Origin of the sequence: Streptomyces sp. NPDC048606 (assembly GCF_040650855.1) — a bacterium.
GTDB lineage: Bacteria > Actinomycetota > Actinomycetes > Streptomycetales > Streptomycetaceae > Streptomyces.
Genome location: NZ_JBEZIB010000014.1, coordinates 37,431 through 63,703, shown reverse-complemented (window position 1 = coordinate 63,703; position 26,273 = coordinate 37,431). Strand labels below are relative to the sequence as shown.

The following is a 26,273-nucleotide window of genomic DNA, read 5'->3' as shown; positions in this document are numbered from 1 at the left end:
AGTACCAGTAGCAGCGCACTCCGGGGTCGGTGTAATTCCGAACCGGCGGTATAGTCCGCGACCCGTCCGCAGCCAGCGGCCGGTTGACCAGGTGAAATTCCTGGACCGACGGTTAAAGTCCGGATGGGAGGCAGTGCGCGGCGGGCAAGTCACCGGTACGCCGCCGTCGGCGGTCCGTCGGCGTTTTCCTCCCGGGGAGACGTCTCGAACGGCCCGTATCGCCGGCCTCGGCGTCCCCGCGTGTGCTCACCCGCTTCATCTGTCGTATCCCGACAGGCCCCGGAGTCCGTGCCCGATGAGGCAGGAGGACCCGGTGGCGACACACGCCGCGCAGACAGCACACGACCCGAGCGCCCCCATGCGCCGCGCCGTCGAGCTCGCCGCACGCGGCCTCGGATCCACCAGCCCCAACCCCGTCGTCGGTTGCGTCATCACCGACCCCGCGGGCAAGGTCGTCGGCGAGGGCTGGCACCACCGGGCCGGCGGGCCCCACGCCGAGGTCCACGCCCTGCGCGAGGCGGGCGGGGCCGCCCGCGGCGCCACCGCCTACGTCACCCTCGAACCCTGCAACCACACCGGCCGCACCGGCCCCTGCGCCCAGGCCCTCATCGAGGCGGGCGTCAGCCGGGTCGTCTACGCCGTCCCCGACCCGAACCCGCAGGCCAGTGGCGGTGGCGCCACCCTGCGCGCCGCCGGGATCGAGGCCGTGGCCGGCCTGCTGCGCGAGGAGGCCGAAGAGGGCAACGTCGCCTGGCTGACCGCCGTGCGCCAGGGCCGCCCGTACGTCCTGTGGAAGTACGCCGCGACCCTCGACGGCCGCATCGCCGCAGCCGACGGCACCAGCCGGTGGATCAGCTCCGCCGCCTCCCGCGCCGATGTCCACCGGCTGCGCGCCGAGGCCGACGCCGTCGTCGTCGGCTCCGGCACCCTGCGCGCCGACGACCCGCACCTCGCCGTACGCGGCGCGGACGGCGTCGACCAGCCGCTGCGCGTGGTCCTCGACACCCACGCCACGATCGAGCCGGGCGCCCGCGTCCTCGACGACGCCGCGCCCACCCTGATCGCCGTCGCCGAGGACGCCGACACCCGACACCTGCCCGGGGTCGACCTCCTGCGCCTGCCCCGCGCCGGCCGCGGGCTGAGCGTCGAGGCCCTCCTGGCCGCGCTGCACCGGCGCGGGATCCGCTCCGTCCTCCTCGAAGGCGGCCCCACCCTCGCCGGGGCCTTCGTCGCCGCGGGCGCCGTCGACCGCGTCGTCGGCTACCTCGCCCCCGTCCTCCTCGGCGCGGGCCCCACCGCCCTCGCCGACGCCGGGATCACCACGATCACCGACGCGCTGCGCCTGACGATCACCGACAGCACGCCCGTCGGCACCGACATCCGCATCACCGCAGTACCCGAAGCAGCCGCAGTACCCGCCGAGCCCACCGCGGCCGCGGACCCCGCCCGCCCCACCGTCCTCAAGGAGCACTGAGTGTTCACCGGAATCGTCGAAGAGCTGGGCGAGGTCACCGCCGTCGAGCAGCTCGCCGAAGCCTCCCGCTTCCGCCTGCGCGGCCCCGTCGTCACCGAGGGCGCCAAGCACGGCGACTCGATCGCCGTCAACGGCGTCTGCCTGACCGTGGTGGAGACCGCGGACGGCGAGTTCACCGCCGACGTCATGCAGGAGACCCTCAACCGCTCCAGCCTCGGCGCCCTCGTCCAGGGCTCCCGCGTCAACCTCGAACGCCCCATGGCCCTCGGCGGACGCCTCGGCGGCCACCTCGTCCAGGGACACGTGGACGGCACCGGCGAGATCCTCTCCCGGACCCCCTCCGAACACTGGGAGATCGTCCGGATCGCCCTCCCGGAGAACCTCGCAAGGTACGTCGTAGAGAAGGGCTCTATCACTGTGGACGGCGTCAGCCTCACCGTGGTCGAGGCCGCCGCCGACTGGTTCTCCGTGAGCCTGATCCCCACCACCCTGGCGCTGACCACCCTCGGCCTCAAGACGAGCGGTGACCCGGTCAACCTGGAGGTGGACGTCCTCGCCAAGTACGTCGAACGCCTCCTGGCCGCCGGCGTCACCCCGCCGCACGCCGAAGGAGCAGCGCAGTGAGCGCCCTGACCTGGCTGAACACCGAGGCCTTCACGGTCCTCGGCCAGAAGGTCATCTGGTCCGACATGATCGGGAACCTGATGGGCCTCGCCGCCCTCGCCCTCGGCTGGCGCCGCTCCATCTGGACCTGGCCCGCCCAGCTCCTGTCCGGGGTGATCCTCGTCGCCGCCTACGCCTCCGCCCACCTCGCGGGCGGCGTCGGCAAGCAGCTCCTCGTCATCTCCGTCGCCGTGTGGGGCTGGCGCTCCTGGCAGCTCGGCCGGCAGAAGGCGCAGGACGGCACGATCGCCGTCCGCACCGCGAGCAACAAGGAGCGCGGCCTGCTCCTGGCCGGAGCGGCGGTCGGCACCCTCGCCGTCGGCGGCCTGTTCACCCTCTTCCCGCAGCTCTCCTGGAGCCCCTGGGCCGACGCCTACATCTTCGTCGGCACGATCGTCGCGATGGTGGCCCAGGCCCGCGGCCTCGTCGAGTTCTGGTTCGCCTGGCTCCTCGTCGACCTCGTCGGCGTCCCCCTCGCCTTCCAGAGCGGCCTGGCCTTCTCCGGCCTCGTCTACGTCGTCTACTTCGCCCTCGTCCTGTGGGGCGCCTACGACTGGTACCAGCGCTCGCGCACCACCCCCGCCCCGGCCCTCGAAGGAGCAACGGCATGACCACCCTCAAGCCCGTGCCCGACGTCCTCGACACCGATTTCCACGAGGCCTTCCTCCTCGACCCGGTCGAGCAGGCCATCCGCGACATCGCCGCCGGCCGCCCCGTGGTCGTCGTCGACGACGAGGACCGCGAGAACGAGGGCGACCTCGTGATCGCCGCCGAGAAGGCCACGCCCGAGATCATCGCGTTCATGATGAGCGAGTGCCGCGGCCTGATCTGCGCCCCGATGGAGGGCCCCGAGCTGGACCGGCTCGAACTGCCCCAGATGGTCGGCGACAACACCGAGTCGATGCAGACCGCCTTCACCGTCTCCGTGGACGCGAGCGCCGCCCACGGCGTCACCACCGGCATCTCCGCCGCCGACCGGGCCACCACCCTGCGCCTGCTGGCCCAGGCCGCCAGCGAGCCCTCCGACTTCGTGCGCCCCGGCCACGTCTTCCCGCTGCGCGCCAAGCCCGGCGGCGTCCTGGTCCGCAACGGCCACACCGAGGCCGCCGTCGACCTCGCCCGCCTCGCGGGCCTGCGCCCCGCCGGCGCCATCGTGGAGATCGCGGGCGAGGACGGCGTCATGCTGCGCCTGCCCGAGCTGATCCCCTTCGCCCGCAAGCACGGCCTGACGATCATCTCCATCGAGGACCTGATCGCCTACCGCCGCTCCGCCGAGCCGACCGTCCGCCGCGAGGCCGAGGTCACCCTGCCCACCGCCGCCGGGGAGTTCACGGCGTACGGCTTCCGCTCCACCGTCGACGGCGTCGAGCACGTCGCCCTCGTCCACGGCGAGATCGGCGACGGCGAGGACGTCCTGGTCCGGATGCACTCCGAGTGCCTGACCGGGGACATCTTCCAGTCCCAGCGCTGCGACTGCGGCCCCCAGCTCCAGGCCTCCATGGCCCGCATCCAGGACGAGGGCCGCGGCGTGGTCGTCTACCTGCGCGGCCACGAGGGCCGCGGCATCGGCCTGCTGTCCAAGCTGCGCGCCTACGAACTCCAGGAGCGCGGTCGCGACACCCTCGACGCCAACCTGGAGCTGGGCCTGCCCGCCGACGCCCGCGACTACGGCGCCGGCGCGCGGATCCTCACCGACCTCGGGGTCCACAGCGTCCGCCTGCTGACCAACAACCCCGACAAGACCGCGGCCCTCGTCCGCCACGGCATCGCCGTCACCGGACGCGAGGCCATGCCCGTCGAGGCCGGCGAGCACAACCTGCGGTACCTGCGCACCAAGCGCGACCGCATGGGCCACGAGCTGCCCTGGCTGGACGCGGCCGTGCCCACGTCCGCCTGCGGCAACCAGTAACACCCGCACCACCCGAACGAACCACGAGAAGTACGCAACGCACCGAGGAGCAGAGCTGTGAGCGGCAAGGGCGCACCCGAACTGAGCGTGAAGAACTGTGGCGACCTCCGGGTCGCCGTCATCGCGGCCCAGTGGCACGAGAAGGTCATGGACGGGCTGGTCGACGGCGCCCTGCGGGCCCTGCACGAACTGGGCATCGACGAACCCACCGTCCTGCGCGTCCCGGGCAGCTTCGAGCTGCCGGTGGTGGCGAAGGTACTCGCCGGTCGCGGTTACGATGCCATCGTCGCCCTCGGAGTGGTCATCCGCGGCGGCACCCCGCACTTCGACTACGTCTGCCAGGGCGTCACCCAGGGCCTGGTACAGGTGTCGATCGACACCGGAGTCCCCGTCGGCTTCGGAGTACTGACCTGCGACAACGACGAGCAGGCGCTGGACCGCGCCGGCCTCGAGGGGTCGAACGAGGACAAGGGGCACGAAGCGGTCACCGCCGCCGTCTCCACCGCCATGACCCTGCGTACCGTCAGCGAACCCTGGCGCTGAGTGGCGACGGGGGACCCCTTATTCTGAGGACCATCATGGCGAACAAACCCTCCAAGAGCTTCGAAGAACTCTTCACCGAGCTCCAGCTCAAGGCCGCCAACGGCGACCCCAGCACCTCCCGCACCGCCGAGCTCGTCTCCAAGGGCGTCCATGCCATCGGCAAGAAGGTCGTCGAGGAGGCCGCCGAGGTCTGGATGGCCGCCGAGTACGAGGGCAAGGAAGCCGCCGCCGAGGAGATCTCCCAGCTGCTCTACCACGTCCAGGTGATGATGGTGGCGCGCGGGATCTCCCTCGACGACGTCTACGCGCACCTCTAGGCCGGAGCACCCACCGCGGGCCCCCCGCCCGTCCACCCGTCTTTTCCCTACGCACCCGAGGAAGATCCATGCTGCGCATCGCCGTCCCCAACAAGGGTTCACTCTCCGGACCGGCGTCGGCGATGCTCCATGAGGCCGGGTACCGCCAGCGCAAGGAATCCAAGGAACTCGTCACCGTCGACCCGGACAACGAGGTCGAGTTCTTCTACCTCCGCCCGAAGGACATCGCGATCTACGTCGCCTCGGGCAAGCTCGACATCGGCATCACCGGCCGCGACCTGCTGCTGGACTCCGGGGCCAACGCCGAGGAGATCCTGCCGCTGAACTTCGGCCGGTCCACCTTCCGCTACGCCACCAAGCCCGGCACCGCGAAGGGCCCCGAGGACTTCGGCGGGATGACGATCGCGACCTCGTACGAGGGAATCGTCGCCAAGCACCTCGCCGACCTCGGCGTCGACGCCTCCGTCGTCCACCTGGACGGTGCCGTCGAGACCGCCATCGAGCTCGGCGTCGCGCAGATCATCGCCGACGTCGTCGAGACCGGCACCAGCCTGCGCAACGCCGGCCTGGAGGTCATCGGCGAGCCCATCCTCAAGTCCGAGGCCACCGTCATCCGCCGCGTCGGCGCCGACACCGACGACCCCAAGGTCGGGCAGTTCCTGCGCCGCCTCCAGGGCGTCCTGGTCGCCCGGAGCTACGTGATGATGGACTACGACTGCCGCGCCGAGCACCTGGAGCGCGCGGTCGCCCTCACCCCGGGCCTGGAGTCGCCGACGGTCTCCCCGCTCCACAACGAGGGTTGGGTCGCCGTCCGCGCCATGGTCCCCGCCAAGGACGCCCAGCGGATCATGGACGACCTGTACGAGCTCGGCGCGCGCGCGATCCTCACCACCTCGATCCACGCCTGCCGCCTCTGACCGGTACGCGGCCCCCGCCCCGTACGCCCAGCCCACCCGCAGAAGGCATCACCAGCACCATGAGCCAGCCCGTCGCACAGCCCGCGCCCCCCGCCCTGCCGGTCACCTTCCGGCCGACCCGCACGCGGGCGGTGCTGCTGAGCGTCGGGTTCGCCATGTTCGCCACCATCACGGCCGTCGCCCTGATGCTGGAGCGGCTCAGCACCGGCGAGCGGATCAGCTTCGTCTTCACCGCCGCCCTGATGAGCTCCGTCCTCGTCCTGCTCAGCCGCCCCAAGGTGGTCGCGGACGAGGCCGGGGTCACCGTGGTCAACCTCACCACCACCCGCCGCCTGGCGTGGGCTCAGATCCTGCGCGTCAACCTCCGCCCCGGCGACCCCTGGGTCTTCCTCGACCTCAGCGACGGCACCAGCCTGCCCGTCCTCGGCATCCAGCCGGGCGTGGCCCGGGCCCAGGCCATCGGCGACGCCCGCGCCCTGCGCGCCCTGGCCGAGACCCGGGGGACCGGCGCCGACGACTGAGCGGCCGTCGACCTCGTGGCTGCGTCCCATTGCGGCCGCGACCTCAATGACTACCCTGGTGGCGGGGCGCAACAGCGCGCCCTCCCACCCGCCCCGGGTTCCCGTGGCCCGTGGGCACCTGCGACCAGAGGAGTGACTCCCTCCAGCAATGGACGGATCGTCCGGTAGTACCCGCGCCGCCCTCCCCGCGGAGGCGGCGGCATGACCATCCCGCTACTCCTGCTCCTGGCGGCCTTCGCCCTGATCCTCGCCAACGGTTTCTTCGTGGCGGCCGAGTTCGGCCTCGTCACGGTGGAGAGACCCGAGGCCGAACGCGCGGCCGCCGAAGGCGACCGCCGCGCCCGTACGGTCGTCAAGGCCCTGCGCGAGCTGTCGTTCCAGCTGTCCGGAACCCAGCTCGGCATCACCATCACCTCCCTCGTCGTCGGCATGCTGGCCGAACCGGCCCTCGCCGCCCTGCTGTCCGGGCCGCTCACCGCGACCGGCCTGCCCCGGGGCGCCGTCCCCGGTGTGGCCGTCGTCATCGGCATGCTGCTCGCCTCCGCCGTCCAGATGGTCGTCGGCGAGCTCGTCCCGAAGAACTGGGCGATCTCCCGGCCGCTCCAGGTGGCCCGCTTCGTCGCCGGCCCGCAGACCCTCTTCTCGCGGGCCCTGCGGCCCGTGATCGCCGGCCTCAACGCCGTCGCGAACCGGCTCGTACGGGCGCTCGGCGTCGAGCCCACCGAGGAGATGGCCTCCGCCCGCACCCCCGGCGAACTGGTCTCCCTGGTCCGCCATTCGGCCCAGGCCGGAGCCCTCGAACAGGACACCGCCGACCTCTTCGTACGGACCCTGTCGCTCGGCGAACTCACCGCCCAGCACGTGATGACCCCCCGGGTGAAGGTCAGCGCCCTCCAGCACACCGCCACCGCGGCCGACGTGCTGAACCTGACCCGCGCCACGGGCCTGTCCCGCTTCCCGGTCTACCGCGAGCGCATCGACGAGGTCACCGGCGTCGTCCACCTCAAGGACGCCCTCGCCGTGCCCGAGCCCGAGCGCTCCCGCACCACCGTCGGCCGGATCTGCGTCGCCCCCCTGCTGGTGCCCGGCTCCCTGCCGGTGCAGCCGCTGCTGGAACGGTTGCGCAGCGAGCAGCCCATGGCGGTGGTGGTCGACGAGTACGGCGGCACCGCCGGCGTGGTCACCCTGGAGGACATCGTGGAGGAACTCGTCGGGGAGGTCCGCGACGAGCACGACCTCGCCGAGGACGACAGCCCCGAACTGACCGCCGTACCCGCCGAGGACGGCCGCCCCTCCTGGGAGGCCGACGGCAGCTGCCGCGTGCACACCCTGCGCCGCATAGGCCTGGAGGTGCCCGAGGGCCCCTACGAGACCGTCGCGGGCCTCGTCGCCGACCTGCTGGGCCGCATCCCGGCCCCCGGCGACCGGGCCGAGCTGCCCGGCTGGAGGGTCTCCGTCCGCCGCGTCGGCCGCAACCGCGCCGAACGCGTCCGGCTCGTCCGGCTGACGACCGTACCCGCCGCGGGGACCCCCGCGACCGGGACCCCGACGGCCGGGGCCGCGCGCGCCGGCGTCCGCGTCGACGCAGGCCTCCCCGTACCGACCGGACCCGGCCGGCAGGCCGATCCGAGCGCCCCGAGGGACCGGGCGGCGGCCGCGGACCGGACGGCCGCGGCCCAACTGGAAGGCGCCGGCCGATGAACGCCCTCCAACTGCTCTTCGCCCTGCTCCTGGTCCTGGCCAACGGATTCTTCGTCGGCGCCGAGTTCGCCCTCGTCTCCGTACGCCGCAGCCAGATCGAGCCGCTGGCCGCCGAGTCCAAGCGGGCCCGCCAGGTGCTGTACGGCCTGGAGAACCTGCCCCGCATGATGGCCGCCGCCCAGTTCGGCATCACCGTCTGCTCGCTCACCCTGGGCGCGGTCGCCGAGCCCACCGTGGCCCGGCTGTTGGAGCCCGTCTTCCACGCCGTCCACGTCCCGCAGGGCCTGATCCACCCCCTCGGCTACGCGCTCGCGCTCGCCGCGGTGATCTTCCTGCACCTGGTCATCGGCGAGATGGTCCCGAAGAACCTCGCCATGGCCGCCCCCGAGCGGACCGCCCTGTGGTTCAGCCCCGGCCTGGTCGCCTTCGCCCGCGTGTGCGGGCCGGTGACGACCGCGCTCGGCGCCTGCGCCGCCCTGGTGCTGCGCCTGTTCAAGGTGGAGCCCAAGGACGAGGTCGAGGCCGTCTACACCAGCGCCCAGCTCGGCCGGCTCGTCGAGGACTCCCGGCAGGCCGGACTCCTCGAACCGGTGGAGCAGGAACGCCTGGAGGACGCCCTCGAACTGGGCAGCCGCCCCGTCACCGACGTCCTGCTGTCCCCGGGGCGACTGGTCACCGTCGGCCCCGCCGTCACCCCCCGCCAGATCGAGCAGCTGACGGTGCGCACCGGCTACTCGCGCTTCCCCGTCCGCTCCGACGGCGGCGCCTTCATGGGCTACCTCCACGTCAAGGACGTCCTCGACCTGGACGACCGCGAACGGGCCGTCCCGCAGCGGGTCTGGCGCCGCATGACCACCCTGTGCTCCACGCTCCCGCTGGACGACGCGCTGAGCGTCATGCGGCGCGACGCCACCCACCTGGCCCAGGTCGCCGACCCGGCCGGGCGGGTGCTGGGGCTGGTCGCCCTGGAGGACGTCCTGGAGATGCTGGTCGGCGAGGTCCGCGACCCCGCCCACCGGGTACCGGCCAAACGGCCCGCGAGGAGCCCCGAGGAGGTCCTCACGCGCTGACCCCCGCGCCGCCGCCGGCTTGCCACAGAGGCCGGTGGAACCGCGTCGGAGCGACACCGGAGCCGCCGCCCCCGTTCACAGGGCCGGCGGCTCCGGGCGTTCCTGCGGGCCCCGCCCGGACAGCACCTCTCCGTACGCCTGCATCAGGTCGGCCAGCCGCAGCGTCGCCAGGTCCTCCCGGGAGGGCTCGCCGGCGAAGCCCGACAGCCGCAGGTCCCGGTAGGCGCAGCTCTTCTCGTACAGGGTCCGCAGGAAGCGGCCGTTGCCCAGCTCGTCGATCCAGCCCTGCTCGACGACGTGCCCGCTGATGCTGCGCAGCTCCTCCAGGGCCTCCTCGTCCCAGTGGTCGCCGTTCGCGTCGGCCAGCACCTCGCCGATCGCGGTCAGTTCCGCCGGCCGGTAGCTCGGGAAGTCCACCCGCGTCGTGAAACGGGAGGACAGCCCCGGATTGGCCGCCAGCAGCCGGTCCATGCCCGCCGGATACCCCGCCAGGATCACCACCAGGTGGTCCCGGTTGTCCTCGGCGCGCTTGAGCAGCACCTGGAGGGCCTCGTCGCCGTACGCGTCGCCCTTGCTGTAGCCGGAGTTGGACAGGCTGTACGCCTCGTCCACGAACAGCACCCCGCCGATCGCGGAGTCGATCAGCTCGTTCGCCTTCACCGCGGTCTGCCCGAGGAACTCGCCCACCAGGTCGGCCCGTTGCGCCTCCACCAGATGGTCCCCGCCCAGCAGCCCCAACGCGTAGAACACCCGCCCCAGGATCCGCGCCACCGTGGTCTTCCCGGTGCCCGAGGGCCCCGAGAAGACGAAGTGCCGCTTCGGCGGCTGCACCGGGAGCCCCTGCGCCGCGCGCAGCCGGGCCATGTGCAGCTGCGCGGACAGGGCCTTCACCTGCCGCTTCACCGGCTCCAGCCCCACCATCCGCTCCAGCTCCGCCAGCGCCTCGGCCAGCGCCAGCGGATCGGAGGGCCCGGGGGGCAGCCCGGTCGGGGCGCCCTGCGGGGGCACGGACACCTTGTGCCGTACGCCCTCCAGCCGGCCCGTGCCCGTCGGCGGCCCGAAGCGGGGGTCCGGCGGCTCGCCGGGGGTCGGGGGATCGGCCTCCGCCTGCGCGTCCGGCGCCAGGTCCGGGATCGGCCCGCCGCCGTCCAGGGCGGCCACCGCGGTGAAGTCCCCGCCCACCGGGGACAGGCCGTGCCCGGCGAAGCCCTCGGCGAGGTGCCCGCCGTGTCCGGCGTGACCGGCCAGGTCGGCCATCCCGTCGCCGTCGTCGCTGTCCTCGATGGCCGTGAGCCGGGCCGCCGTGTCCATGAACGCCGGGTCCACCCGGTGCACCGCCCGGTACAGCGGCAGCGCGGCGGCGCTGCGCCCGGTGCCCTCGCGCGCCCGGGCCAGCCAGTACCGCAGCTCCTTGCGTTGGGGCTGCTCGCTGCGACAGCGCATCAGCGCCGCCGACAGCATCGGCTCCGCCTGCCCGAACATCTCCAGGCGCACCCGCGCCATCCCGCCGAAGAGCCCGGCCTCGATGCCGAGCACGGGATCGTCGACGAGGGGTTCGGTGTGGCGTACGAGCTGCTCCCAGTCCTTGACCAGGTAGGCCCGGCAGGCGTGCAGGAAGCGGACCTGCGGATCGGCGTCCACGGGCGGCAGCGCGGCGAGCGCCTGGTCCAGTTCGGGGACGTGCCGGCCGTCGAGCCAGTGCGAGGCGTGGGCCAGCAGCAGGTCGCGCCGGCTCTCCAGCACCGGCTGCACCCACCAACCCAGCCAGTACCAGGAGTTCAGGGTCCGCCGGTGGCGGGCGCGTTGCTCCCCGAAGCGGTCCCGGTGGGCGTACATGCGCAATAACGCGTTGGTGGTGTCCACGCGCAGCGCGTGCAGGCCCAGCCAGGCGTCGGCCATGGCCGGATCCAGTCTGACGGCCGCGCGGAACTCCTCCTCCGCCTGCGGGTAGGCGCCCATCGTGCAGGCGTCGACCCCGCGCAGCCAGGCGAGTTCGGCCGGGGCGTGGGCGCTGCCCGGCATGCCGAAGTCCATCACATCCCCCACAAGCCTGCCCGAGGTGCGCGGCAACCTCCGCGCGGCGCACGTGAGTTGTCCCGACCGCTGATGAAATCAGGGCTGCATCGTACCTGCGGGGACGCACCTTACCCAGGGTGCGACGGACGCGGTTCGGGCGCGGGCCCCGCCGCGCAGCGTAACGCAGGGTGAGGGACGGGGGTCGGCGCGGCCCGTTCCGGGCCCGCCGCGCGGGGCGTGAGGGCAGAGCGAAGCCCCCGATCACGGGGGAACAATCGGGGGCTTCGCGTCCGCGATGGCCCGTACGGGCCCCGCGTTCAGAACGTACGGCGGTTCCCGGGGCGCGGTCAAGCGCCTCCGCGCGGGCGGCGGCGCCCGCCCGGACCGCCCCGCTCAGGCCTGGGGCAACCCGTCACCCTCGGTGACGGAAGGGCGGGTTTCCGGGGTCGCAGCGGCCCCGGAAGTCCACTCGTATCCCGTACCGCTCTGGTGTACCAAGGCGTCCGCGAAGGGGCGCGAAGGGTCGTCCGCGAAGTGCGCGAGCTCCGCGCGCTCCCATCCGTCCCAGAAGTCGGAAAGTTCGCGACCGTCCCGGTTTCGCCCGCGCCCCCAGGACGTCGTACGGGCCGTCTCCATCCACAGCAGCCGCGCCAGGTACGGCCGCAGCTCCCGCCGCCCGGCGCCGACCCCCTCGACGAGCAGCACGGGCGCGGGCTCCAGGACCCGCTCCGGGCCGAACCGGCGCTCCACCCAGTCGTACGGGGCCCAGCGCGCGCTCCGCCCGGCGGCCAGTGGCGCCACCACCTGCTCGCGCAGCCGCCCCCACCACCCGAACAACTCCTCGTGGGTGGCCACGTCGTCCAGGTGCAGCACCGGAGCCCCGCCGAGCGCCCCGGCGAGCCGGTCCGCGAAGGTGCTCTTCCCCGACCCGGCGTGCCCGTCGATCCCGATCAACCGGACGGGGCCGAGCGAGGGGGGCAGCGCGGCGAGCTCGCGCGCGAGGGACTGAAGTGACTGCGGGTGCTCCACCCGGTCAGCGTACGTCCGCCCGTGCGGTAGCCCCCGACACGACCCCTCCGCTTTGCCGTCCCGGGGCGGGGAACTGGAAAGGTGGGCGAACCGCTCCACCGCACGAACCGCGTGAACGGTGCGAACGCTCCGAACCGGAAGGAAGTCACACGAACCGCTCCACCCCGCTCCGCCGCTCCACCCCGCACGACCGAACCGACCCCTGGGGGCCACGCCGATGACCGCACCCACACCCCGCCGCGCCCTCCTGGCCATCGCCCTCGCGGTCGCCGGGGCCTCCGCCGTCCCCATCGGCGGCCGGGCCTCCGCCGCCCCCGGCCGCGTCCCGGCGCCCGCGCCCGAAGCCGGCGCGCCCACCGTCGACAACCGGTTCTGGTACGCGTACGACCACTGGACGGCCGGCACCCACCGGGGCACCACCGCCATCGGAGGCGCCCGCCCCGGACTGGAGATCGCGACCCCCGCGGGCCGCACGGTCTACGCCGACCCCCACACCGGCCGCTCCGCCACCTGGGAGTACGCCGCCTGGACCTCCCCGGTGCACCGCTCGACCGTCCCGGCCACGGAGATCATCGCCTCCTGGAACGCCCGCACCCCCACCGGCACCTGGATCCAGGTCGAGCTGCGCGGCACGTACACCGACGGCACCCGCACCCCCTGGTACGTGATGGCCCGCTGGGCCTCCGGCGACGCCGACATCCGCCGCACCTCGGTCGACGGTCAGGGCGACGGCCGCAGCGCCGTCTGGACCGACAGCCTCTCCCTGGACGCCCGGGCCGCAGCCGGGGGCCTGCGCCTGCGGGACTGGCAACTGCGCCTGACCCTCCACCGCCGGCCGGGCGCCACCGCCGGCCCCACGGTGTGGCTCGCCGGAGCCATGGCCTCGCACGTCCCCGACCGGCGCACCGTCACGGCGTCCACGCCCTCCGGCCGCGCCCACGAGCTGAAGGTCCCGCGCTACTCGCAGGAGGTCCACGCCGGCCGCTACCCCCAGTACGACAACGGGGGAGAGGCCTGGTGCAGCCCCACCTCCTCGCAGATGGTCGTCGAGTACTGGGGCGCCAGGCCCGACCCCGCCGCCCTCGCCTGGGTGGACCGCCGCTACCGCGACCCGCAGGTCTGCCACGCCGCCCGCTCCACCTACGACGCCGCCTACAAGGGCTGCGGCAACTGGCCCTTCAACGCCGCCTACGCCGCCACCTACCCCGGTCTCGCGGGCGTCGTCACCCGGCTGACCTCGCTGGCCGACCTGGAGACCCTGGTCCGCGCCGGAATCCCCGTCATCACCTCCCAGTCCTTCCTCAAGGAGGAGCTGCCCGGAGCCGGCTACGGCACGGCGGGCCACCTGATGACCGTCATCGGCTTCACCGCCGCCGGCGACGTGGTCGTCAACGACCCGAACTCCGCCGACAACGCGAAGGTCCGCCGCGTCTACCCGCGCCGCCAGTGGGAGAACGTCTGGCTGCGCACCAAGCGCCTGAACTCCGCCGGGAAGACCGCCTCGGGCAGCGGCGGCGTCTGCTACCTCTACGTCCCCGTCCGCCCGGACGCGGCCCGGACGGCCGCCCTGAGGGCGGTCGGCGTCCTGTGACGGCCCGCGTGCCGTGACGGACGGCGGGGGTCGTACGGGGTGCTCCCCGTACGACCCCCGTGTCCGGTCGGGCGCGGCCGCTCAGCGCTTCGCGCAGGTCTTCCACGAGAAGTGGTACAGGGTGCTGATGCTGCCGTCGGTGGAGTCCACCGTCACGAAGCTCGTGGTGTTGGCGGTGTCCGACGAACCGCCGTTGACGCGCAGCTCCGTGTTGATGTTGAGGTTCCGCTTCGCCCCGCACGGGTGGTAGACGAGGGCCTCGACCGGCACGCTGTCGGAGACCAGCCAGTTGTTCTGGTACGGGCCGTACAGGGTGTGGCTGCGGGCCGAGGTCTGCGTCATGCCCTGGAAGTAGTACGAGGCCTTGTGCTCCGCGCTCGCGCCGTTCTCCAGGCTGGCGAAGCCCCGGTAGTCGGCCTGGGTGACGGCGAACGTGTAGCCCTGCGGGACGTTCATGCGCAGGCCGAGCTGACAGTTCTTGCGGAAGTCCGTCCCCGCGGTGTCCTTGCCGACCTTCGCCAGGTACTCGCTGTAGGTCACCGTGAAGGCGGTGTTGTCCTCGGAGACGGCGACCGAGGCGCTGCCCGGGCGGCAGCCCGAGCCGTTGACCTGGGCCACGTCGATGGTGATCTTCTCCGGCGGCGCGGCCGACGGGGAGCCGGGCGCGGCGCCGGCGGACGGGCTGAGGGTGGCCGCGGCGAGTACCGCGCCGGCTCCGGCGACGAAGACCGTTCTGAACATGGGGGTCCTTCCGATCGGTGCACTGCCTGATCGGCTCGACACCGTTCCACACCCCCCGCGGGCCGTTCCGCAGGCGCGGCTGTGCCGGTCGCCGGGGTCGGGACACTGCGCCCGGCCGGCCGATTCCGCAGACCGTCGTACGGACGGACCGTCGCACCATCGGACGGTCCGACCGGGCCCGGGAAGATCGGGAAAATGCCGTGACCCCGGACGGATTGAAGGATGAAATATGGGCATAAAGGGCATGTAAGGCTTCTCACAGGAGGCAGCCCACCATGACCACCCATCCGAGCATCGAACACCACCCGGACCTCGCGGAGATGCGCACCCGGTTCGAGCGCGTGACCAGCACCCCCGCCGCGCAGACGGTGGAGGCGTTGGGCCTGATCACCGGCCTGTACCTGGCCGTCTCGCCGTGGATCGCGGGCTTCAGCGTGCTGGGTCCGCTGGCCGTCAACAACCTCATCGCCGGCCTGGCCTTCTGCCTGTGCATGGGCGGCCTGGGGTCGGCGTACGAGCGCACCCACGCGATGGCCTGGACGGCGGTCGCGATCGGCGCCTGGACCATCGTCGCCCCCTGGGTCATCGCCGGCGAGATGGACACCACGCGCAGTGTCGTCAGCAACGTCATCACCGGCGCGGTCGCCCTGTGCCTCGGCCTGGCCATGGCGGCCATGGCCGGACGCGAGCGCCGCACCACCTGACCGGTCCGCCGGTCGGGCGACGACGTACCGCCGGGCGCGGGGGCGCCCGGCACCACGGGCCCCGACGCCTCCCCGACACGGGAGGCGCAGGGGCCCCGGCGCGTCCGGGCGTCGGGGACGTGACGCTCGCCACCCGTGACGGTCGTCTCTACACGAAAGCCGCGAACGCCGGCACATTGGACGGCATGACCGCACACACCGCAGCCCTCACCGCCCGCGCCCGCAGCCTCGTCGGCACCGGGGGTCCCAAGGAGGGTTCCTCCTGGTTGGAGCACGTCCTCGGCTGGACCCTCGTGGTCGTCCTCGCGATGCTCGTCACGCGGCTCGGCTGGATCTGACCCGCCCCGTCCCCGCAGGTCGCCGCCGTACGCGGACGACCGCGGACGGGCTCACGAGGCCTCCAGCCGCAGCCCGTCCGTGACGATCACGTCCGAGGTGACGAGCGCCTGCTCGGCGCTGACCCGCGTCATGAAGACGAACGGCGGGATCACCGGCGGAGCCGGCAGGCCGTCCGGGCTGAAGGTGACGCACAACAGTCCCTCGATGCACCCGCTGAACCGGGTCAGGTACAGGGTCACGTCGCCGCGCAGGTCGAGGGAGCGGGCGCTCAGCCCGTACTCCCGTCCACCGTCACGCGTGCGCAGCCGGTAGTCCCGCAGGGACGCCGCCGCCATCCTCAGGACCAACACCCTGCGCGGCCCGTCGACGGTCGGGACCTGGCCGATTCCGGCGAGCGTGAAGCCCTGCGGGGCGAACAGCGAGGTGGTGACCGTCGGGGGAGTGCGCGCGGCCGGGAACCCCGGCGCGAACGCGGACGCCGCAGCCGAGGGACCCGGGTCGGCCCGGGCCGGCGGCGCGCCGCCGACCAGCGCCGCCAGCAGCACCACCGGCAGTGCGACGGCCAGGGCGCGCGGCGCGCGACCGGCCGGCTCGCCCCGCGCCCTCTCCTCACCGGCCTCCGTCTGCGCCGCCCCCTCCCCGGCGGTGTCCGCGCCCTCCGCGTCCGCCGCTCCCTCCGCGTCCGACAGCGGGGTCCAGCCGAAGGCCAGGGCGCCGCCCGCGATCCCGAGCAGCGCGCCCACCAGGAACCCGCCCAGGTTGGTCGCCACGAACGACAGCACCGCCAGCAGCATCGCGTGCACCGACACGTACGCCCGCGCCTGCGGCAGGAACCAGAGGAACACCCCCGCCACGATCAGCGCGGCGCCGATCCCGATGGCCGCGATCCCGCCCAGGCCGAGGCTGACCAGCACAGTCAGCGGGGAGAGCGGGACCAGAAGCAACTCGGCCCCGCCCAGCACGAGCAGCAGCCCGCCCCAGAAGGGCCGGGTGCGCCGCCACCTCCGCAGTCGTTCCCGGCGTACGCCCCGGGGCCGCCCCGCGGGCGGTCCTAGAAGCACGTGCGCCCGTCCAGGCCGACGCTGAGCCGCATGCCCTTGAGGCGGAAGTTCCCGCCGGTCGCGGACCAGGCGTGCGATTTCACGCCGACGACCTCGATGTTCCCGGCCTGGAGGCCGAACTTCCCCGGTTCGCCCCTGATCCCGTCGACCTGGTCGAGGGTGGAGGCGTCCCGTCCGATCTGCGCGGTGCCGAAGGTCGCGTCGCCGTCGAGGTCCTCGCCGTCGATGACGAGGTTGCTCGCGGTCACCGCGCCGGCCGGCCCGCCCGCCGTCAGCTTGAACACCACCTTGCCCAGCGGGGTGTCCACCTCCGCCGCCTGGCAGATGTCGCTGAGCGTGGCCTCGCCGATGCCGAGGAGGGCGACGGGATGCCCCTTGCCGTCGACGGAACGGTCGGTGTGCACGTAGGAGGCGAGCCCCTTGCTGGTCAGTTTCGAGGAGGAGACCTGGAAGTTCGTCCCCGAGACGGCGAAGGACGCGGCGAGTGCGCCCTGCGCCATGACCACGGCCAGTACGCCGACCGCCGCGACCGCGGGCACCGCCGCGACGGCCGCCCTCCTCCAGCGGACCCGCCCCTCGGGGGCCGCCCTTCCGTCCTTCGTGCCCCGGCCCTCGCCGGTGTCCCTGCCGGTGCCCTGGCCCATGGTGGTGCCTCCCGTACGTCGTCCGGTGCGCGGGGAATGCGCGGAGGAGTAGCGCGAAGCGAGCTCGGCACACAGGTCTGCGATACTGCGGGCATCCTGTGGCAGTTCGAGGCTAGGGCCGGATTTGAATAATAGTCAACAGCGTGGAACGACCGGGCGTTCGCAGGTGCGCAGGGCCGAACTCATAGCCATCGGCCGGAAGTTGTTCGCCGACACCTCGTACGACGCCCTCTCCGTGGATGACATCGCGTCCCACGCCGGGGTGGCCAAGGGGCTCATCTACTACTACTTCAAGAGCAAGCGCGGCTATTACCTCGCCATCGTCGAGGACTCGGTCGCCGAACTCGTCGCCCGCGCCGGCGGGGAGCCGGACCTGCCGAACGTCGAGCGGGTGCGCCGCACGATCGACGGCTACCTCCACTACGCCGAGCACCACCAGGCCGCCTACCGCACCATCGTCACCGGCGGCGTCGGATCCGACGCCGAGGTCCTCGCGATCCGCGACGCGGTGCGCGAGGAGTTGGTCGGCGCGATCGCCGAGGGGGCCTACGGACGCCGCGCGATCCCCGCGCTGGCCCGGCTCGCCCTGGTCGGCTGGCTCTGCGCGGTGGAGGGCGTCACCCTCGACTGGATCGGTTCCGCGGAGGCGGCGGACCGTCCCGGCCGGGCCGAGGTGGGGGCCCTTCTGGTGCGGCAGCTGCGGGCCACTCTGGGCGTGATCGAGGAGTTCGTAGCGGAATGCCCCGCTCCGCCCACACTCGAGGAGTCCGCGATCGTCCCGGACGATCATCAGGTTCGACTACCGGTGACGGAAAGCGCCTGATCGGGCATACTCGACCCGCCGCAGCCGCTGTTCGAGCCCTTCCGTGATCCGGGAGGGCAGCATCGGCTGTGAGAGCACCGAGACCCGGCGGCGCGTACCACACCTCACGCGTCGCCGCCGTGCCCGACGAGGGAGGAGAGCGCCGCCATGACAGACCGCGCCCCGCAGCCGGTGGAACGTCAGCTGCCCACCGAGGAGTCCCGGGACCTCCTCGCGCTCGTACGCGAGATCGCCCAGCGGGAGATCCGCCCCCGGGCCGCCGAGGAGGAGGAGACCGGCCGCTTCCCCCGCGAGGTCTTCACCCTGCTCTCCGAGGCCGGCCTGCTCGGCCTCCCCTACGGCGGCGAGTTCGGCGGCGGCGACCAGCCCTACGAGGTCTACCTCCAGGTCCTGGAGGAGCTCGCGGCCGCCCGCCTGACCGTCGGCCTCGGCGTCAGCGTCCACTCCCTGGCCTGCCACGGGCTGGCCGGGTACGGCACCAAGGAGCAGCGCTCCGCCCACCTGCCCGACATGCTCGGCGGCGGGCTCCTCGGCGCCTACTGCCTGTCCGAACCGGCCGCCGGCTCGGACGCCGCCTCGCTCACCACCAAGGCGGTGCGCGACGGCGACGACTGGGTGATCACCGGGACCAAGGCCTGGATCACCCACGGCGGCGTCGCCGACTTCTACACGGTCCTCGCCCGCACCGGCGCCCCCGGCGCCAAGGGCATCACCGCCTTCCTCGTCCCCGGCGACGCCCCCGGCCTGACCGCGGCCGTCCCCGAGAAGAAGATGGGCATGAAGGGCTCGCCCACCGCCCAGCTGCACTTCGACGGCGTACGCGTCCCCGACGCCCGGCGCATCGGCGAGGAGGGGCAGGGCTTCACCATCGCCCTCGCCGCCCTCGACGCGGGCCGCCTCGGCATCGCGGCCTGCGCCATCGGCGTCGCCCAGGCCGCCCTGGACGAGTCCGTCGAGTACGCCCTCGGCCGCAAGCAGTTCGGGCACCCGATCGCGGACTTCCAGGGCCTGCGGTTCATGCTCGCCGACATGGCCACCAAGATCGAGGCCGGTCGCGCCCTGTACCTCGCCGCGGCGCGCCTGCGCGACGCGGGCAAGCCGTTCTCCCGGCAGGCCGCGATGGCCAAGCTGTTCTGCACCGACGCGGCGATGGCCGTCACCACGGACGCCGTGCAGATCCTCGGCGGCTACGGCTACACGGCGGACTTCCCCGTGGAGCGGCTGATGCGCGAGGCCAAGGTGCTCCAGATCGTGGAGGGCACCAACCAGATCCAGCGCATGGTCATCGCCCGCCACCTGGCCGGCCCCGAGACGCGCTGAGACGCCCCGAGGCGCGCTGGGACGCCCCGAGGCGCGCCGAGTCGCCCCGAGGCCGCGCGGCTCAGGGGCCGGTGGAGCCGAAGAGGGGGCCGGTCGGCCAGATCGGGGAGGAGGCGACCCGGACCCACTCGGGGTCGCGCCGCCCCGGCAGGGTCCGCCCGTCGGCGGCCCAGCGGTCCAGGAGGGCCCCGTAGATCGGCGGATCGGGCAGCCGTCGCGGAACCGATTCTTCGGACCTCGGAGCCCCGTACCCGTGTGCTTCGTACGCGGCCGGTGCGGGGCGGCGTCGGCGCCCCATCCTCAACGTGGACGTGTCGAGCGTGGTCATGCACGGCCAACGCGGGAGCCGGCCCGCGGGTAACCGCTCCTCCCGCGCGCCCATCCGTTCGACCCTTCCCCGCCGATCGGCCCACCGGCCCGTCCGGCGCCCTCCCCGCCGCCCGGCCCGCGGCCCCGCCCGCCCCGACCCCCGGCCCCGCGCCGGGGTGTCGGGCACGCCCTGCCCGGTTGTCAAGGTGTGCCACGACTCTGGCACCGCGCCGCCGATCTGACGTACCGTCATATCCGCCGAGCCGCAGCCCACCCCGCAACCCGGAGGTTTGCCATGCCCGCGGACCGCCCCGTACCCCTCGACGAATACCCCGTCCACCAGGCCCCGTTGTCGATGAAGCACCTGGTCACGGGGGACCGCAACGCCTACGACCGGTGCATCTTCCACGTCTTCGACCACACCGGCCGCGCCCTCCTCGTCCTCGGCCTCGGCGTCTACCCCAACACCGGGGTGATCGACGCCTACGCCACCCTGCGCCTCGGCGACGAACTCCTCGCCGTCCGCGCCTCCGACGCCCTCACCGACGACCGGATGAACCTGTCCGTCGGCCCGCTGCGCATCACCGTCGACGAACCCCTCAAGCGGATCACCCTCCACTGCGAGCCCGACCCCGCCGACCCCGACGGACTCGCGTACGAGATCACCTGGACCGCCGACTTCCCCGCCGTCTGGGAGCCCCACCACGTCCAGCGCCGCGGCGACCGCCTCATGCTGGAAGGCCGCCGCTTCGTCCAGGCGGGCCACGTCAGCGGCGCGATCCGGGCCCGGGGCCAGACGTTCACCCTCACCCCGGGGGAGTGGACCGGCACCCGGGACCGCAGCTGGGGCGTGCGCCCGCTCCCGGGCGAGGAGGGCGGCCGGGCCGCCGAGGAACACCGCCCCGAGGGCTTCCACTGGCTCTGGATACCCGTCCGCTTCGAGGACCGCTTCCTGATGGTCATCGCCCAGGAGGACGCCGACGGCCACCGCACCCTGAACGAGGCCGTCCAGGTCTTCCCCGAGGGCACGGGCCGCCACGACGTCCAACTCGGCTGGCCGCACACCGAGATCCGCTACCGCCCCGGCACCCGCCACCCGCTGAGCGCCGTCGTCCACCTCACCGATCCCTCCCGCAAGCCCCTCGAACTCGGTGTGGAGATCCTCGCCTCCTCCCCCCTCGCCATCGGCGCCGGCTATCCGCCCGCCGGCGACTGGCAACACGGCACCTGGCAGGGCCGCGGCTGGATCGACCGCCGCTCCTACGACCTGTCCGACCCCGCCGCCCACCCCGCGGCGGCCTTCGGCGTCACCGACCACGCCGCCCGCTTCACCCTCGACGGCCGCGTCGGCCACGGCATCTTCGAACACGGCAGCTTCGGCCGCCACGACCCCAGCGGATTCACCGACTACGGCTCCGTCGCCCCCTAGGCCCCCAGGTCCCGCCGCCGCGTACGCCGTCGCACCACCCCAGGTCCACCGCGCAGGTCCACAGGAAAGGGGCTCCACCATGGCCACGGCACCACGTCCCCGCACCTCCACCCGCGAACCCGAAGAGCTCGGCCGCCGCCTCGCCGCCTGGCTCGACACCGAACTGCCCGGCGCGAAGGTCGTGGGCACCGCCGTGCCCGCCTCCAACGGCATGTCCAGCGAGACGCTGCTCTTCGACATCGAGCACCCCGACGCCCCCGTCCGCGGCTGCGCCCTGCGCCTCGCCGCCGACCCGGCCGCTTACACCGTCTTCCCCCGCTACGACATGGCCCGCCAGCACCGCGTGATGAGCCTGGTCGCCGCACACACCGACCTGCCCGTCCCGCGCGTGCTGTGGCTGGAGGAGGACCCGGCGCCGCTCGGGGCGCCCTTCTTCGTGATGGCCCGCGCCGAGGGCCGCGTACCGCCCGACGTCATGCCCTACACCTACGAGGGCAACTGGCTGCACGCCGCGAGCGACGCGGAACGCGCGCACCTCCAGGAGGCCAGCGTCTCCCTCCTGGCCCGGCTCCACGACCAGTTCCCCGCACGGGAGGCCGGCTTCCTCCTGCCCGACGGCCCCGGCAGCCCGCTGCGCCGGCACGTCGAGGCCCAGCGCGCCTACTACGCCTGGGTCGTCGACGGACTCGCCCGCTCACCGCTCCTGGAGCGGGCCTTCGACCGCCTGGAGGAACTCTGGCCGGCCGACGAGGGCGAGCCCGTCCTGAACTGGGGCGACGCCCGCATCGGCAACGTCGTCTACCGCCCCGACGGCTTCGACCCGGTCGCGGTCCTCGACTGGGAGATGGCCGCCTGCGCACCGCGGGAGGTCGACCTCGGCTGGACGGTCTACCTCCACCGCTTCTTCCAGGACCTGACCGTCGGCTTCGGCCAGGTGGGCCTGCCCGACTTCCTGCGCCGCGAGGACATCGAGCGCCGCTACGCCGAACTCACCGGGCACACCCCGCGCGACATGGAGTTCCACACGCTCTACGCCGCCCTGCGGCACGGCATCGTGATGCTGCGCATCGCCTACCGGCAGGCGTACTTCGGGGAGGTCGAGGTGCCGGCCGACCCGGACGTCCTGATCCTGCACCACGCCGCCCTGGACGGCATGGTGCAGGGCACCTACTGGTAGGCCCGCCGGTCGGTCGCGCCGACGGGTGCCCGCCCGCGGCCGATCAGGCGGCCTGCGCGTGCCGGCTCATCCGCGGCTCGGGGGCCGCCGCCGGCAGCACGGGCCGCGAGCCCGGACCGCCCACGTGCGAGAAGGGCTGCGTCCGCCAGTCCAGGCCCTGCGGCAGGGTGAGGTGCACGACGGCGTGCTCCCGCGACTCCGGCGCGAGCACGCCCACCGACGGCAGACCGTCGGAAACCGGCCGGCCCGTGCCCGCGCAGACCGTGAGCCCGAACGGGTTCCACGGGGTCAGGCAGAGCGCGTGCTGCGGCAGGTGCTCCTCGTCCGCGACGAGGGCGATCGACTGCCCGCAGTCGGGGCAGATCGCGTGGTGTACCTCGAAGCCGTCGGCCTGATCGAGGTACTCCCCGTCGTCCGCGTACTCGTCGAGAGGTTCCAGGGGCTCCGGTTCGGTGCGACCGGCGCGCTTGGTGTTCAGCATGGATGTACTCCCCCTTGGGTGGGCCGGGCGGGCAAGGTTCTTCGGCCACGGCCACAGCAAGCACTTCCCGTCGCGCGGCACGAGTAACCACAAGAGCGGGGTATACGCCCGTACACCTCTGTGGCCTTCGTCACATGCCCGCCGCAGGTGCCGTTTCTGCGTGGACACCGCTGTGCCTGGAGCGGCCTTGGGCAATAGGTTGAGCGGCTATGAGCGCAATGGAGGAGCTGGACCGCCAGATCGTGGATCTGCTGGTGCGGGACGGCCGGATGAGCTACACCGACCTGGGCAAGGCCACAGGACTGTCCACGTCGGCGGTTCACCAGAGAGTACGGCGACTGGAGCAACGCGGGGTGATCCGCGGCTACGCGGCCGTGGTCGACCCCGAGGCCGTCGGGTTGCCCCTGACCGCCTTCATCTCGGTCAAACCCTTCGACCCCAGCGCCCCGGACGACATCGCCGACCGGCTGGCCGGCGTACCCGAGATCGAGGCCTGCCACAGCGTCGCCGGCGACGAGAACTACATCCTGAAGGTCCGCGTCGCCACCCCCCTGGAGCTGGAGGACCTCCTCGGCCGGCTGCGCGCCCTGGCCCACGTCTCCACCCGCACCACCGTGGTCCTCTCGACCCCCTACGAGGCCCGCCCGCCCCGCGTCTGAGCGGCACCCGGCGCGGCCGGCACGGACGGCCCGGGCCGCACCCCGGGACAACCGCCGCCGGCGCAGGGGCGAGACTGGTCCCCATGACCGACCGCACCGCCGCCTCCGCCGACGCCGCCGGAGCCCCCGCCCCCGCCACCCGTACCGTCCTCCTGCGCGGCGGTGAGGTGCACAGCCCCGCCGACCCCTTCGCCACCGCGATGGTCGTCGAGCGCGGACACGTCGCCTGGGTGGGTTCCGAGGGCGCCGCCGACGCCTTCGCGCAGGGCGTGGACGAGGTCGTCGACCTCGAAGGGGCGCTCGTCACGCCCGCCTTCACCGACGCCCACGTCCACACCACCTCCACCGGCCTCGCCCTCACCGGCCTGGACCTCACCGGGGCCCGCTCCCTGTCCGAGGCGCTGGAACGCGTACGCGCCCACGCCGAGGCCCGCCCCGGCGACCGGGTGCTCCTCGGGCACGGCTGGGACGCGGCGCGCTGGCCCGAGCGGCGCGCCCCCCGCCGCGAGGAGCTCGACCGGGCCGCCGGAGGCCGCCCCCTCTACCTCAGCCGGATCGACGTCCACTCGGCCGTCGTGACCACCGCCCTGCTCGACCTCGTCCCGGGGGTGCGCCCCGCCGAAGACGCGCCGCTGACCCGCGACGACCACCACGCCGTACGCCGGGCCGCGCTCGGCGCGGTCACCCCCGCCCAGCGCGCCGAGGCCCAGGCGGCCGCCCTGGACCGGGCGGCCTCCCTCGGGATCGGCTCGGTCCACGAGTGCGGCGGACCGGACATCTCCTCCGCCGAGGACTTCGCCGGCCTGCTGGAGCTCGCCGCCGGCCGGCCCGGCCCCCGCGTCTTCGGCTACTGGGCCGACCGGGACCTGGCCCTGGCCCGGGAACTCGGCGCGGTCGGCGCCGCCGGCGACCTGTTCGTGGACGGTGCCCTCGGCTCCCACACCGCCTGCCTGCACGGCCCGTACGCCGACGCCGACCACACCGGCACCGCCTACCTGGACGCCGGCGCGGTCGCCGAGCACGTCGCCGCCTGCACCGAGGCGGGCCTCCAGGCCGGGTTCCACGCCATCGGCGACGCGGCGATCACCGCCGTCGTGGAGGGGGTGCGCGCCGCGGCCGACCGGGTGGGTCCGGCCCGGGTCCGGGCCGCCCGCCACCGCGTCGAGCACGCGGAGATGATGACCCCGGCGACCATCGCCGCCTTCGCGGAGCTGGGCCTGACGGCCTCGGTGCAGCCCGCCTTCGACGCCGCCTGGGGCGGGCCGGACGGCATGTACGCGGACCGGCTGGGCGCGGAGCGCGCCCGCACCCTGAACCCGTACGCCGCCCTGCTGAAGGGCGGCGTCCCGCTGGCCTTCGGCTCCGACGCGCCCGTCACCCCCCTCGACCCGTGGGGCACCGTGCGGGCGGCCGCCTTCCACCGCACGCCCGAGCACCGGATCTCCGTACGGGCCGCCTTCACCGCCCACACGCGCGGGGGCTGGCGGGCGCTGGGCCGCGACGACGCGGGCGTGCTCGTCCCGGGCGCCCCCGCCGACTACGCGGTCTGGCGGACCGAGGAGCTGGTCGTCCAGGCCCCCGACGACCGGGTGGCCCGCTGGTCCACCGACCCCCGCTCCGGGACCCCGGGACTGCCCGACCTGACCCCCGGCGGGGAGCTCCCGGTGTGCCTGGCGACCGTCGTCGCCGGCCGGGAGGTTTTCGTACGGCCACAGGGGTGACGCGCCGGCCGTCCGTTCGGTACGGGCGACCCGACCCGGATAGGTTCGGCCCGGTCCACCACGGACGTCCGTACCGGACGGATCCATCCGCTCACCGCACCCGCGCCTCGGGGGCGAGGGAAGGTTTCGCCGGATGGCAGACCCCGTGCTCCGGGTGAGCCCGGGGGAGGGTGGCCCCGGATCGGGGCCCGCGGTCCAGTAGACAACGGAGCCGGTCGCCCGCAGCCGGCGGGGGCCGGCCCGGCCCGAAGGACCGTCGGCCCCGATCGCTGTTCTAAAATCGTCCCGCTGTGACGGGACGTACGAGGCGGGCCCGGCGAGAGACCTGCGAGGGGACCACCCAGTGAGCGACGGCGGACAGCGGACCAGCGGACCGCTCGGAACCACCCTGGTGATCATTCCGACGTACAACGAGGCGGAGAACATCGGCCTGATCGTCGGCCGGGTGCGGGCGGCCGTGCCCGAGGCGCACGTCCTGGTCGCCGACGACAACAGCCCCGACGGCACCGGCAAGCTCGCGGACGAACTCGCCGCCGGTGACGACCACGTCCACGTCCTGCACCGCAAGGGCAAGGAGGGGCTCGGCGCCGCCTACCTCGCGGGCTTCGCCTGGGGTCTGGAGCACGGCTACGGCGTCCTGGTCGAGATGGACGCCGACGGCTCCCACCAGCCCGAGGAGCTGCCCCGGCTGCTGACCGCGCTCGGCGGCGCCGACCTCGTCCTGGGCTCCCGCTGGGTGCCGGGCGGCCGGGTCGTCAACTGGCCCAAGAGCCGGGAGTTCCTCTCGCGCGGCGGCTCCACCTACTCCCGGCTGATGCTGGACGTCCCGATCCGCGACGTGACCGGCGGCTACCGCGCCTTCCGCCGCGAGACCCTCGAAGGGCTGGGCCTGGACGAGGTCGCCTCGGCCGGCTACTGCTTCCAGGTCGACCTGGCCCGCCGGGCGGTCCGCAAGGGCTTCCGCGTCGTCGAGGTGCCCATCACCTTCGTCGAGCGCGAGCTCGGCGACAGCAAGATGAGCAAGGACATCGTGGTCGAGGCCCTGTGGCGGGTCACCCAATGGGGTCTGCGCGAGCGCACGGCCAAGATCACCGGCAAGCGTCCGGCCTGACCC

27 protein-coding genes and 1 riboswitch are annotated in these 26,273 nt (G+C 73.6%); of the genes, 20 read left to right on the top strand and 7 right to left on the bottom strand.

Annotated features, from left to right (window positions below; all coding sequences use genetic code 11):
* Window positions 1-11 precede the first annotated feature (11 nt).
* Window positions 12-141, top strand: a riboswitch (FMN riboswitch).
* Window positions 142-295: 154 nt separating this feature from the next.
* The 10 genes from ribD (at window position 296) to AB0D01_RS17510 (ending at window position 9,115) form a co-directional block, all read left to right on the top strand.
* Window positions 296-1,474, top strand: coding sequence for a bifunctional diaminohydroxyphosphoribosylaminopyrimidine deaminase/5-amino-6-(5-phosphoribosylamino)uracil reductase RibD (gene ribD, locus AB0D01_RS17555; RefSeq protein ID WP_363056071.1), 1,179 nt, complete (start codon window positions 296-298; stop codon window positions 1,472-1,474).
* Complete coding sequence (locus tag AB0D01_RS17550; RefSeq protein WP_363056070.1) at window positions 1,475-2,098, top strand: riboflavin synthase; 624 nt, start codon at window positions 1,475-1,477, stop codon at window positions 2,096-2,098.
* Complete coding sequence (locus tag AB0D01_RS17545; protein WP_363056069.1) at window positions 2,095-2,748, top strand: nicotinamide mononucleotide transporter family protein; 654 nt, start codon at window positions 2,095-2,097, stop codon at window positions 2,746-2,748. Before AB0D01_RS17550 ends, AB0D01_RS17545 begins: the two co-directional genes overlap by 4 nt.
* Window positions 2,745-4,046 carry a bifunctional 3,4-dihydroxy-2-butanone-4-phosphate synthase/GTP cyclohydrolase II gene (locus AB0D01_RS17540; protein ID WP_363056068.1) on the top strand — a complete coding sequence of 434 codons (1,302 nt, stop codon included), beginning with the start codon at window positions 2,745-2,747 and terminating at the stop codon, window positions 4,044-4,046. The genes AB0D01_RS17545 and AB0D01_RS17540 overlap by 4 nt, the downstream gene beginning before the upstream one ends.
* A 57-nt stretch (window positions 4,047-4,103) precedes the next feature.
* Entirely contained in the window at window positions 4,104-4,589 is a 486-nt protein-coding gene (gene ribH, locus AB0D01_RS17535; RefSeq protein WP_215031692.1) for a 6,7-dimethyl-8-ribityllumazine synthase, read from the top strand.
* A 35-nt stretch (window positions 4,590-4,624) separates the two neighbouring features.
* Window positions 4,625-4,906: a phosphoribosyl-ATP diphosphatase gene (locus tag AB0D01_RS17530; RefSeq protein ID WP_266937995.1), complete on the top strand. Its 282-nt coding sequence runs from the start codon at window positions 4,625-4,627 to the stop codon at window positions 4,904-4,906.
* Window positions 4,907-4,974: 68 nt separating this feature from the next.
* Complete coding sequence (gene hisG, locus AB0D01_RS17525; RefSeq protein ID WP_363056067.1) at window positions 4,975-5,823, top strand: ATP phosphoribosyltransferase; 849 nt, start codon at window positions 4,975-4,977, stop codon at window positions 5,821-5,823.
* Window positions 5,824-5,882: 59 nt separating this feature from the next.
* Window positions 5,883-6,344, top strand: coding sequence for a PH domain-containing protein (locus tag AB0D01_RS17520; RefSeq protein WP_363056066.1), 462 nt, complete (start codon window positions 5,883-5,885; stop codon window positions 6,342-6,344).
* Between the two features lie 201 nt (window positions 6,345-6,545).
* Window positions 6,546-8,045: a hemolysin family protein gene (locus tag AB0D01_RS17515; protein WP_363056065.1), complete on the top strand. Its 1,500-nt coding sequence runs from the start codon at window positions 6,546-6,548 to the stop codon at window positions 8,043-8,045.
* On the top strand, window positions 8,042-9,115 hold the full coding sequence (locus AB0D01_RS17510; protein ID WP_363056064.1) for a hemolysin family protein: 1,074 nt from the start codon (window positions 8,042-8,044) through the stop codon (window positions 9,113-9,115). The genes AB0D01_RS17515 and AB0D01_RS17510 overlap by 4 nt, the downstream gene beginning before the upstream one ends.
* 75 nt (window positions 9,116-9,190) lie before the next feature.
* Here AB0D01_RS17510 and AB0D01_RS17505 read toward each other — a convergent pair whose 3' ends face one another.
* Window positions 9,191-11,149 (bottom strand): AAA family ATPase, encoded by a 1,959-nt coding sequence (locus tag AB0D01_RS17505; protein WP_363056063.1) that lies wholly within the window; start codon window positions 11,147-11,149, stop codon window positions 9,191-9,193.
* Window positions 11,150-11,524: 375 nt separating this feature from the next.
* Window positions 11,525-12,160: a hypothetical protein gene (locus AB0D01_RS17500; protein WP_363056062.1), complete on the bottom strand. Its 636-nt coding sequence runs from the start codon at window positions 12,158-12,160 to the stop codon at window positions 11,525-11,527.
* 217 nt (window positions 12,161-12,377) lie between these two features.
* Between AB0D01_RS17500 and AB0D01_RS17495 the strand changes: the two genes are divergently transcribed.
* A complete protein-coding gene (locus AB0D01_RS17495; RefSeq protein ID WP_363056061.1) occupies window positions 12,378-13,751 on the top strand; it encodes a peptidase C39 family protein in 1,374 nt (457 codons plus the stop codon).
* Window positions 13,752-13,832: 81 nt separating this feature from the next.
* Here the strand turns inward: AB0D01_RS17495 and AB0D01_RS17490 are convergent, their stop codons facing one another.
* Window positions 13,833-14,492: a DUF4360 domain-containing protein gene (locus AB0D01_RS17490; protein WP_363056060.1), complete on the bottom strand. Its 660-nt coding sequence runs from the start codon at window positions 14,490-14,492 to the stop codon at window positions 13,833-13,835.
* A 275-nt stretch (window positions 14,493-14,767) separates the two neighbouring features.
* On the opposite strand from AB0D01_RS17490, the gene AB0D01_RS17485 reads away from it, so the two are divergent.
* Window positions 14,768-15,196, top strand: a complete 429-nt coding sequence (locus AB0D01_RS17485) for an SPW repeat protein (protein WP_363056059.1) — start codon at window positions 14,768-14,770, stop codon at window positions 15,194-15,196.
* Window positions 15,197-15,381: 185 nt separating this feature from the next.
* Window positions 15,382-15,534 carry an SCO1431 family membrane protein gene (locus AB0D01_RS17480; protein WP_363056058.1) on the top strand — a complete coding sequence of 51 codons (153 nt, stop codon included), beginning with the start codon at window positions 15,382-15,384 and terminating at the stop codon, window positions 15,532-15,534.
* Between the two features lie 51 nt (window positions 15,535-15,585).
* On the opposite strand, the gene AB0D01_RS17475 is transcribed toward AB0D01_RS17480, so the two are convergent.
* Window positions 15,586-16,596, bottom strand: coding sequence for a DUF6114 domain-containing protein (locus tag AB0D01_RS17475; RefSeq protein ID WP_363056057.1), 1,011 nt, complete (start codon window positions 16,594-16,596; stop codon window positions 15,586-15,588).
* Window positions 16,587-17,240 carry a DUF6230 family protein gene (locus AB0D01_RS17470; RefSeq protein WP_363056056.1) on the bottom strand — a complete coding sequence of 218 codons (654 nt, stop codon included), beginning with the start codon at window positions 17,238-17,240 and terminating at the stop codon, window positions 16,587-16,589. Before AB0D01_RS17470 ends, AB0D01_RS17475 begins: the two co-directional genes overlap by 10 nt.
* A 124-nt stretch (window positions 17,241-17,364) precedes the next feature.
* On the opposite strand from AB0D01_RS17470, the gene AB0D01_RS17465 reads away from it, so the two are divergent.
* A complete protein-coding gene (locus AB0D01_RS17465) occupies window positions 17,365-18,063 on the top strand; it encodes a TetR/AcrR family transcriptional regulator (protein WP_363056055.1) in 699 nt (232 codons plus the stop codon).
* A gap of 147 nt (window positions 18,064-18,210) precedes the next feature.
* Window positions 18,211-19,383, top strand: coding sequence for an acyl-CoA dehydrogenase (locus tag AB0D01_RS17460; protein ID WP_363056054.1), 1,173 nt, complete (start codon window positions 18,211-18,213; stop codon window positions 19,381-19,383).
* A 61-nt stretch (window positions 19,384-19,444) separates the two neighbouring features.
* Here AB0D01_RS17460 and AB0D01_RS17455 read toward each other — a convergent pair whose 3' ends face one another.
* Window positions 19,445-19,711 (bottom strand): hypothetical protein, encoded by a 267-nt coding sequence (locus AB0D01_RS17455; RefSeq protein ID WP_363056053.1) that lies wholly within the window; start codon window positions 19,709-19,711, stop codon window positions 19,445-19,447.
* Between the two features lie 276 nt (window positions 19,712-19,987).
* On the opposite strand from AB0D01_RS17455, the gene AB0D01_RS17450 reads away from it, so the two are divergent.
* On the top strand, window positions 19,988-21,121 hold the full coding sequence (locus AB0D01_RS17450; RefSeq protein ID WP_363056052.1) for a hypothetical protein: 1,134 nt from the start codon (window positions 19,988-19,990) through the stop codon (window positions 21,119-21,121).
* 79 nt (window positions 21,122-21,200) lie between these two features.
* On the top strand, window positions 21,201-22,298 hold the full coding sequence (locus AB0D01_RS17445) for a phosphotransferase family protein (RefSeq protein ID WP_363056051.1): 1,098 nt from the start codon (window positions 21,201-21,203) through the stop codon (window positions 22,296-22,298).
* A gap of 43 nt (window positions 22,299-22,341) precedes the next feature.
* Here AB0D01_RS17445 and AB0D01_RS17440 read toward each other — a convergent pair whose 3' ends face one another.
* Window positions 22,342-22,779, bottom strand: a complete 438-nt coding sequence (locus tag AB0D01_RS17440) for a hypothetical protein (RefSeq protein ID WP_363056050.1) — start codon at window positions 22,777-22,779, stop codon at window positions 22,342-22,344.
* Window positions 22,780-22,997: 218 nt separating this feature from the next.
* Here AB0D01_RS17440 and AB0D01_RS17435 point away from each other — a divergent pair, with 218 nt between their 5' ends.
* From AB0D01_RS17435 to AB0D01_RS17425, 3 genes are all read left to right on the top strand, one after another.
* Entirely contained in the window at window positions 22,998-23,438 is a 441-nt protein-coding gene (locus AB0D01_RS17435) for an Lrp/AsnC family transcriptional regulator (protein WP_030011705.1), read from the top strand.
* Window positions 23,439-23,521: 83 nt separating this feature from the next.
* Complete coding sequence (locus AB0D01_RS17430) at window positions 23,522-25,159, top strand: amidohydrolase (RefSeq protein ID WP_363056049.1); 1,638 nt, start codon at window positions 23,522-23,524, stop codon at window positions 25,157-25,159.
* 343 nt (window positions 25,160-25,502) lie between these two features.
* A complete protein-coding gene (locus tag AB0D01_RS17425; RefSeq protein ID WP_363056048.1) occupies window positions 25,503-26,270 on the top strand; it encodes a polyprenol monophosphomannose synthase in 768 nt (255 codons plus the stop codon).
* Window positions 26,271-26,273: the final 3 nt, after the last annotated feature.

Coding starts and splice junctions, on each gene's coding strand:
- AB0D01_RS17540 (WP_363056068.1), top strand. CDS start 2,745: ATGACCACCCTCAAGCCCGTGCCCGACGTCCTCGACACCGATTTCCAC.
- AB0D01_RS17495 (WP_363056061.1), top strand. CDS start 12,378: ATGACCGCACCCACACCCCGCCGCGCCCTCCTGGCCATCGCCCTCGCG.
- AB0D01_RS17530 (WP_266937995.1), top strand. CDS start 4,625: ATGGCGAACAAACCCTCCAAGAGCTTCGAAGAACTCTTCACCGAGCTC.
- AB0D01_RS17460 (WP_363056054.1), top strand. CDS start 18,211: ATGACAGACCGCGCCCCGCAGCCGGTGGAACGTCAGCTGCCCACCGAG.
- ribD (WP_363056071.1), top strand. CDS start 296: ATGAGGCAGGAGGACCCGGTGGCGACACACGCCGCGCAGACAGCACAC.
- AB0D01_RS17450 (WP_363056052.1), top strand. CDS start 19,988: ATGCCCGCGGACCGCCCCGTACCCCTCGACGAATACCCCGTCCACCAG.
- AB0D01_RS17435 (WP_030011705.1), top strand. CDS start 22,998: ATGGAGGAGCTGGACCGCCAGATCGTGGATCTGCTGGTGCGGGACGGC.
- AB0D01_RS17505 (WP_363056063.1), bottom strand. CDS start 11,149: ATGGACTTCGGCATGCCGGGCAGCGCCCACGCCCCGGCCGAACTCGCC.
- AB0D01_RS17445 (WP_363056051.1), top strand. CDS start 21,201: ATGGCCACGGCACCACGTCCCCGCACCTCCACCCGCGAACCCGAAGAG.
- AB0D01_RS17520 (WP_363056066.1), top strand. CDS start 5,883: ATGAGCCAGCCCGTCGCACAGCCCGCGCCCCCCGCCCTGCCGGTCACC.
- AB0D01_RS17455 (WP_363056053.1), bottom strand. CDS start 19,711: ATGACCACGCTCGACACGTCCACGTTGAGGATGGGGCGCCGACGCCGC.
- AB0D01_RS17485 (WP_363056059.1), top strand. CDS start 14,768: ATGACCACCCATCCGAGCATCGAACACCACCCGGACCTCGCGGAGATG.
- AB0D01_RS17430 (WP_363056049.1), top strand. CDS start 23,522: ATGACCGACCGCACCGCCGCCTCCGCCGACGCCGCCGGAGCCCCCGCC.
- AB0D01_RS17470 (WP_363056056.1), bottom strand. CDS start 17,240: ATGGGCCAGGGCACCGGCAGGGACACCGGCGAGGGCCGGGGCACGAAG.
- AB0D01_RS17510 (WP_363056064.1), top strand. CDS start 8,042: ATGAACGCCCTCCAACTGCTCTTCGCCCTGCTCCTGGTCCTGGCCAAC.
- AB0D01_RS17480 (WP_363056058.1), top strand. CDS start 15,382: ATGACCGCACACACCGCAGCCCTCACCGCCCGCGCCCGCAGCCTCGTC.
- AB0D01_RS17440 (WP_363056050.1), bottom strand. CDS start 22,779: ATGCTGAACACCAAGCGCGCCGGTCGCACCGAACCGGAGCCCCTGGAA.
- AB0D01_RS17490 (WP_363056060.1), bottom strand. CDS start 14,492: ATGTTCAGAACGGTCTTCGTCGCCGGAGCCGGCGCGGTACTCGCCGCG.
- hisG (WP_363056067.1), top strand. CDS start 4,975: ATGCTGCGCATCGCCGTCCCCAACAAGGGTTCACTCTCCGGACCGGCG.
- AB0D01_RS17515 (WP_363056065.1), top strand. CDS start 6,546: ATGACCATCCCGCTACTCCTGCTCCTGGCGGCCTTCGCCCTGATCCTC.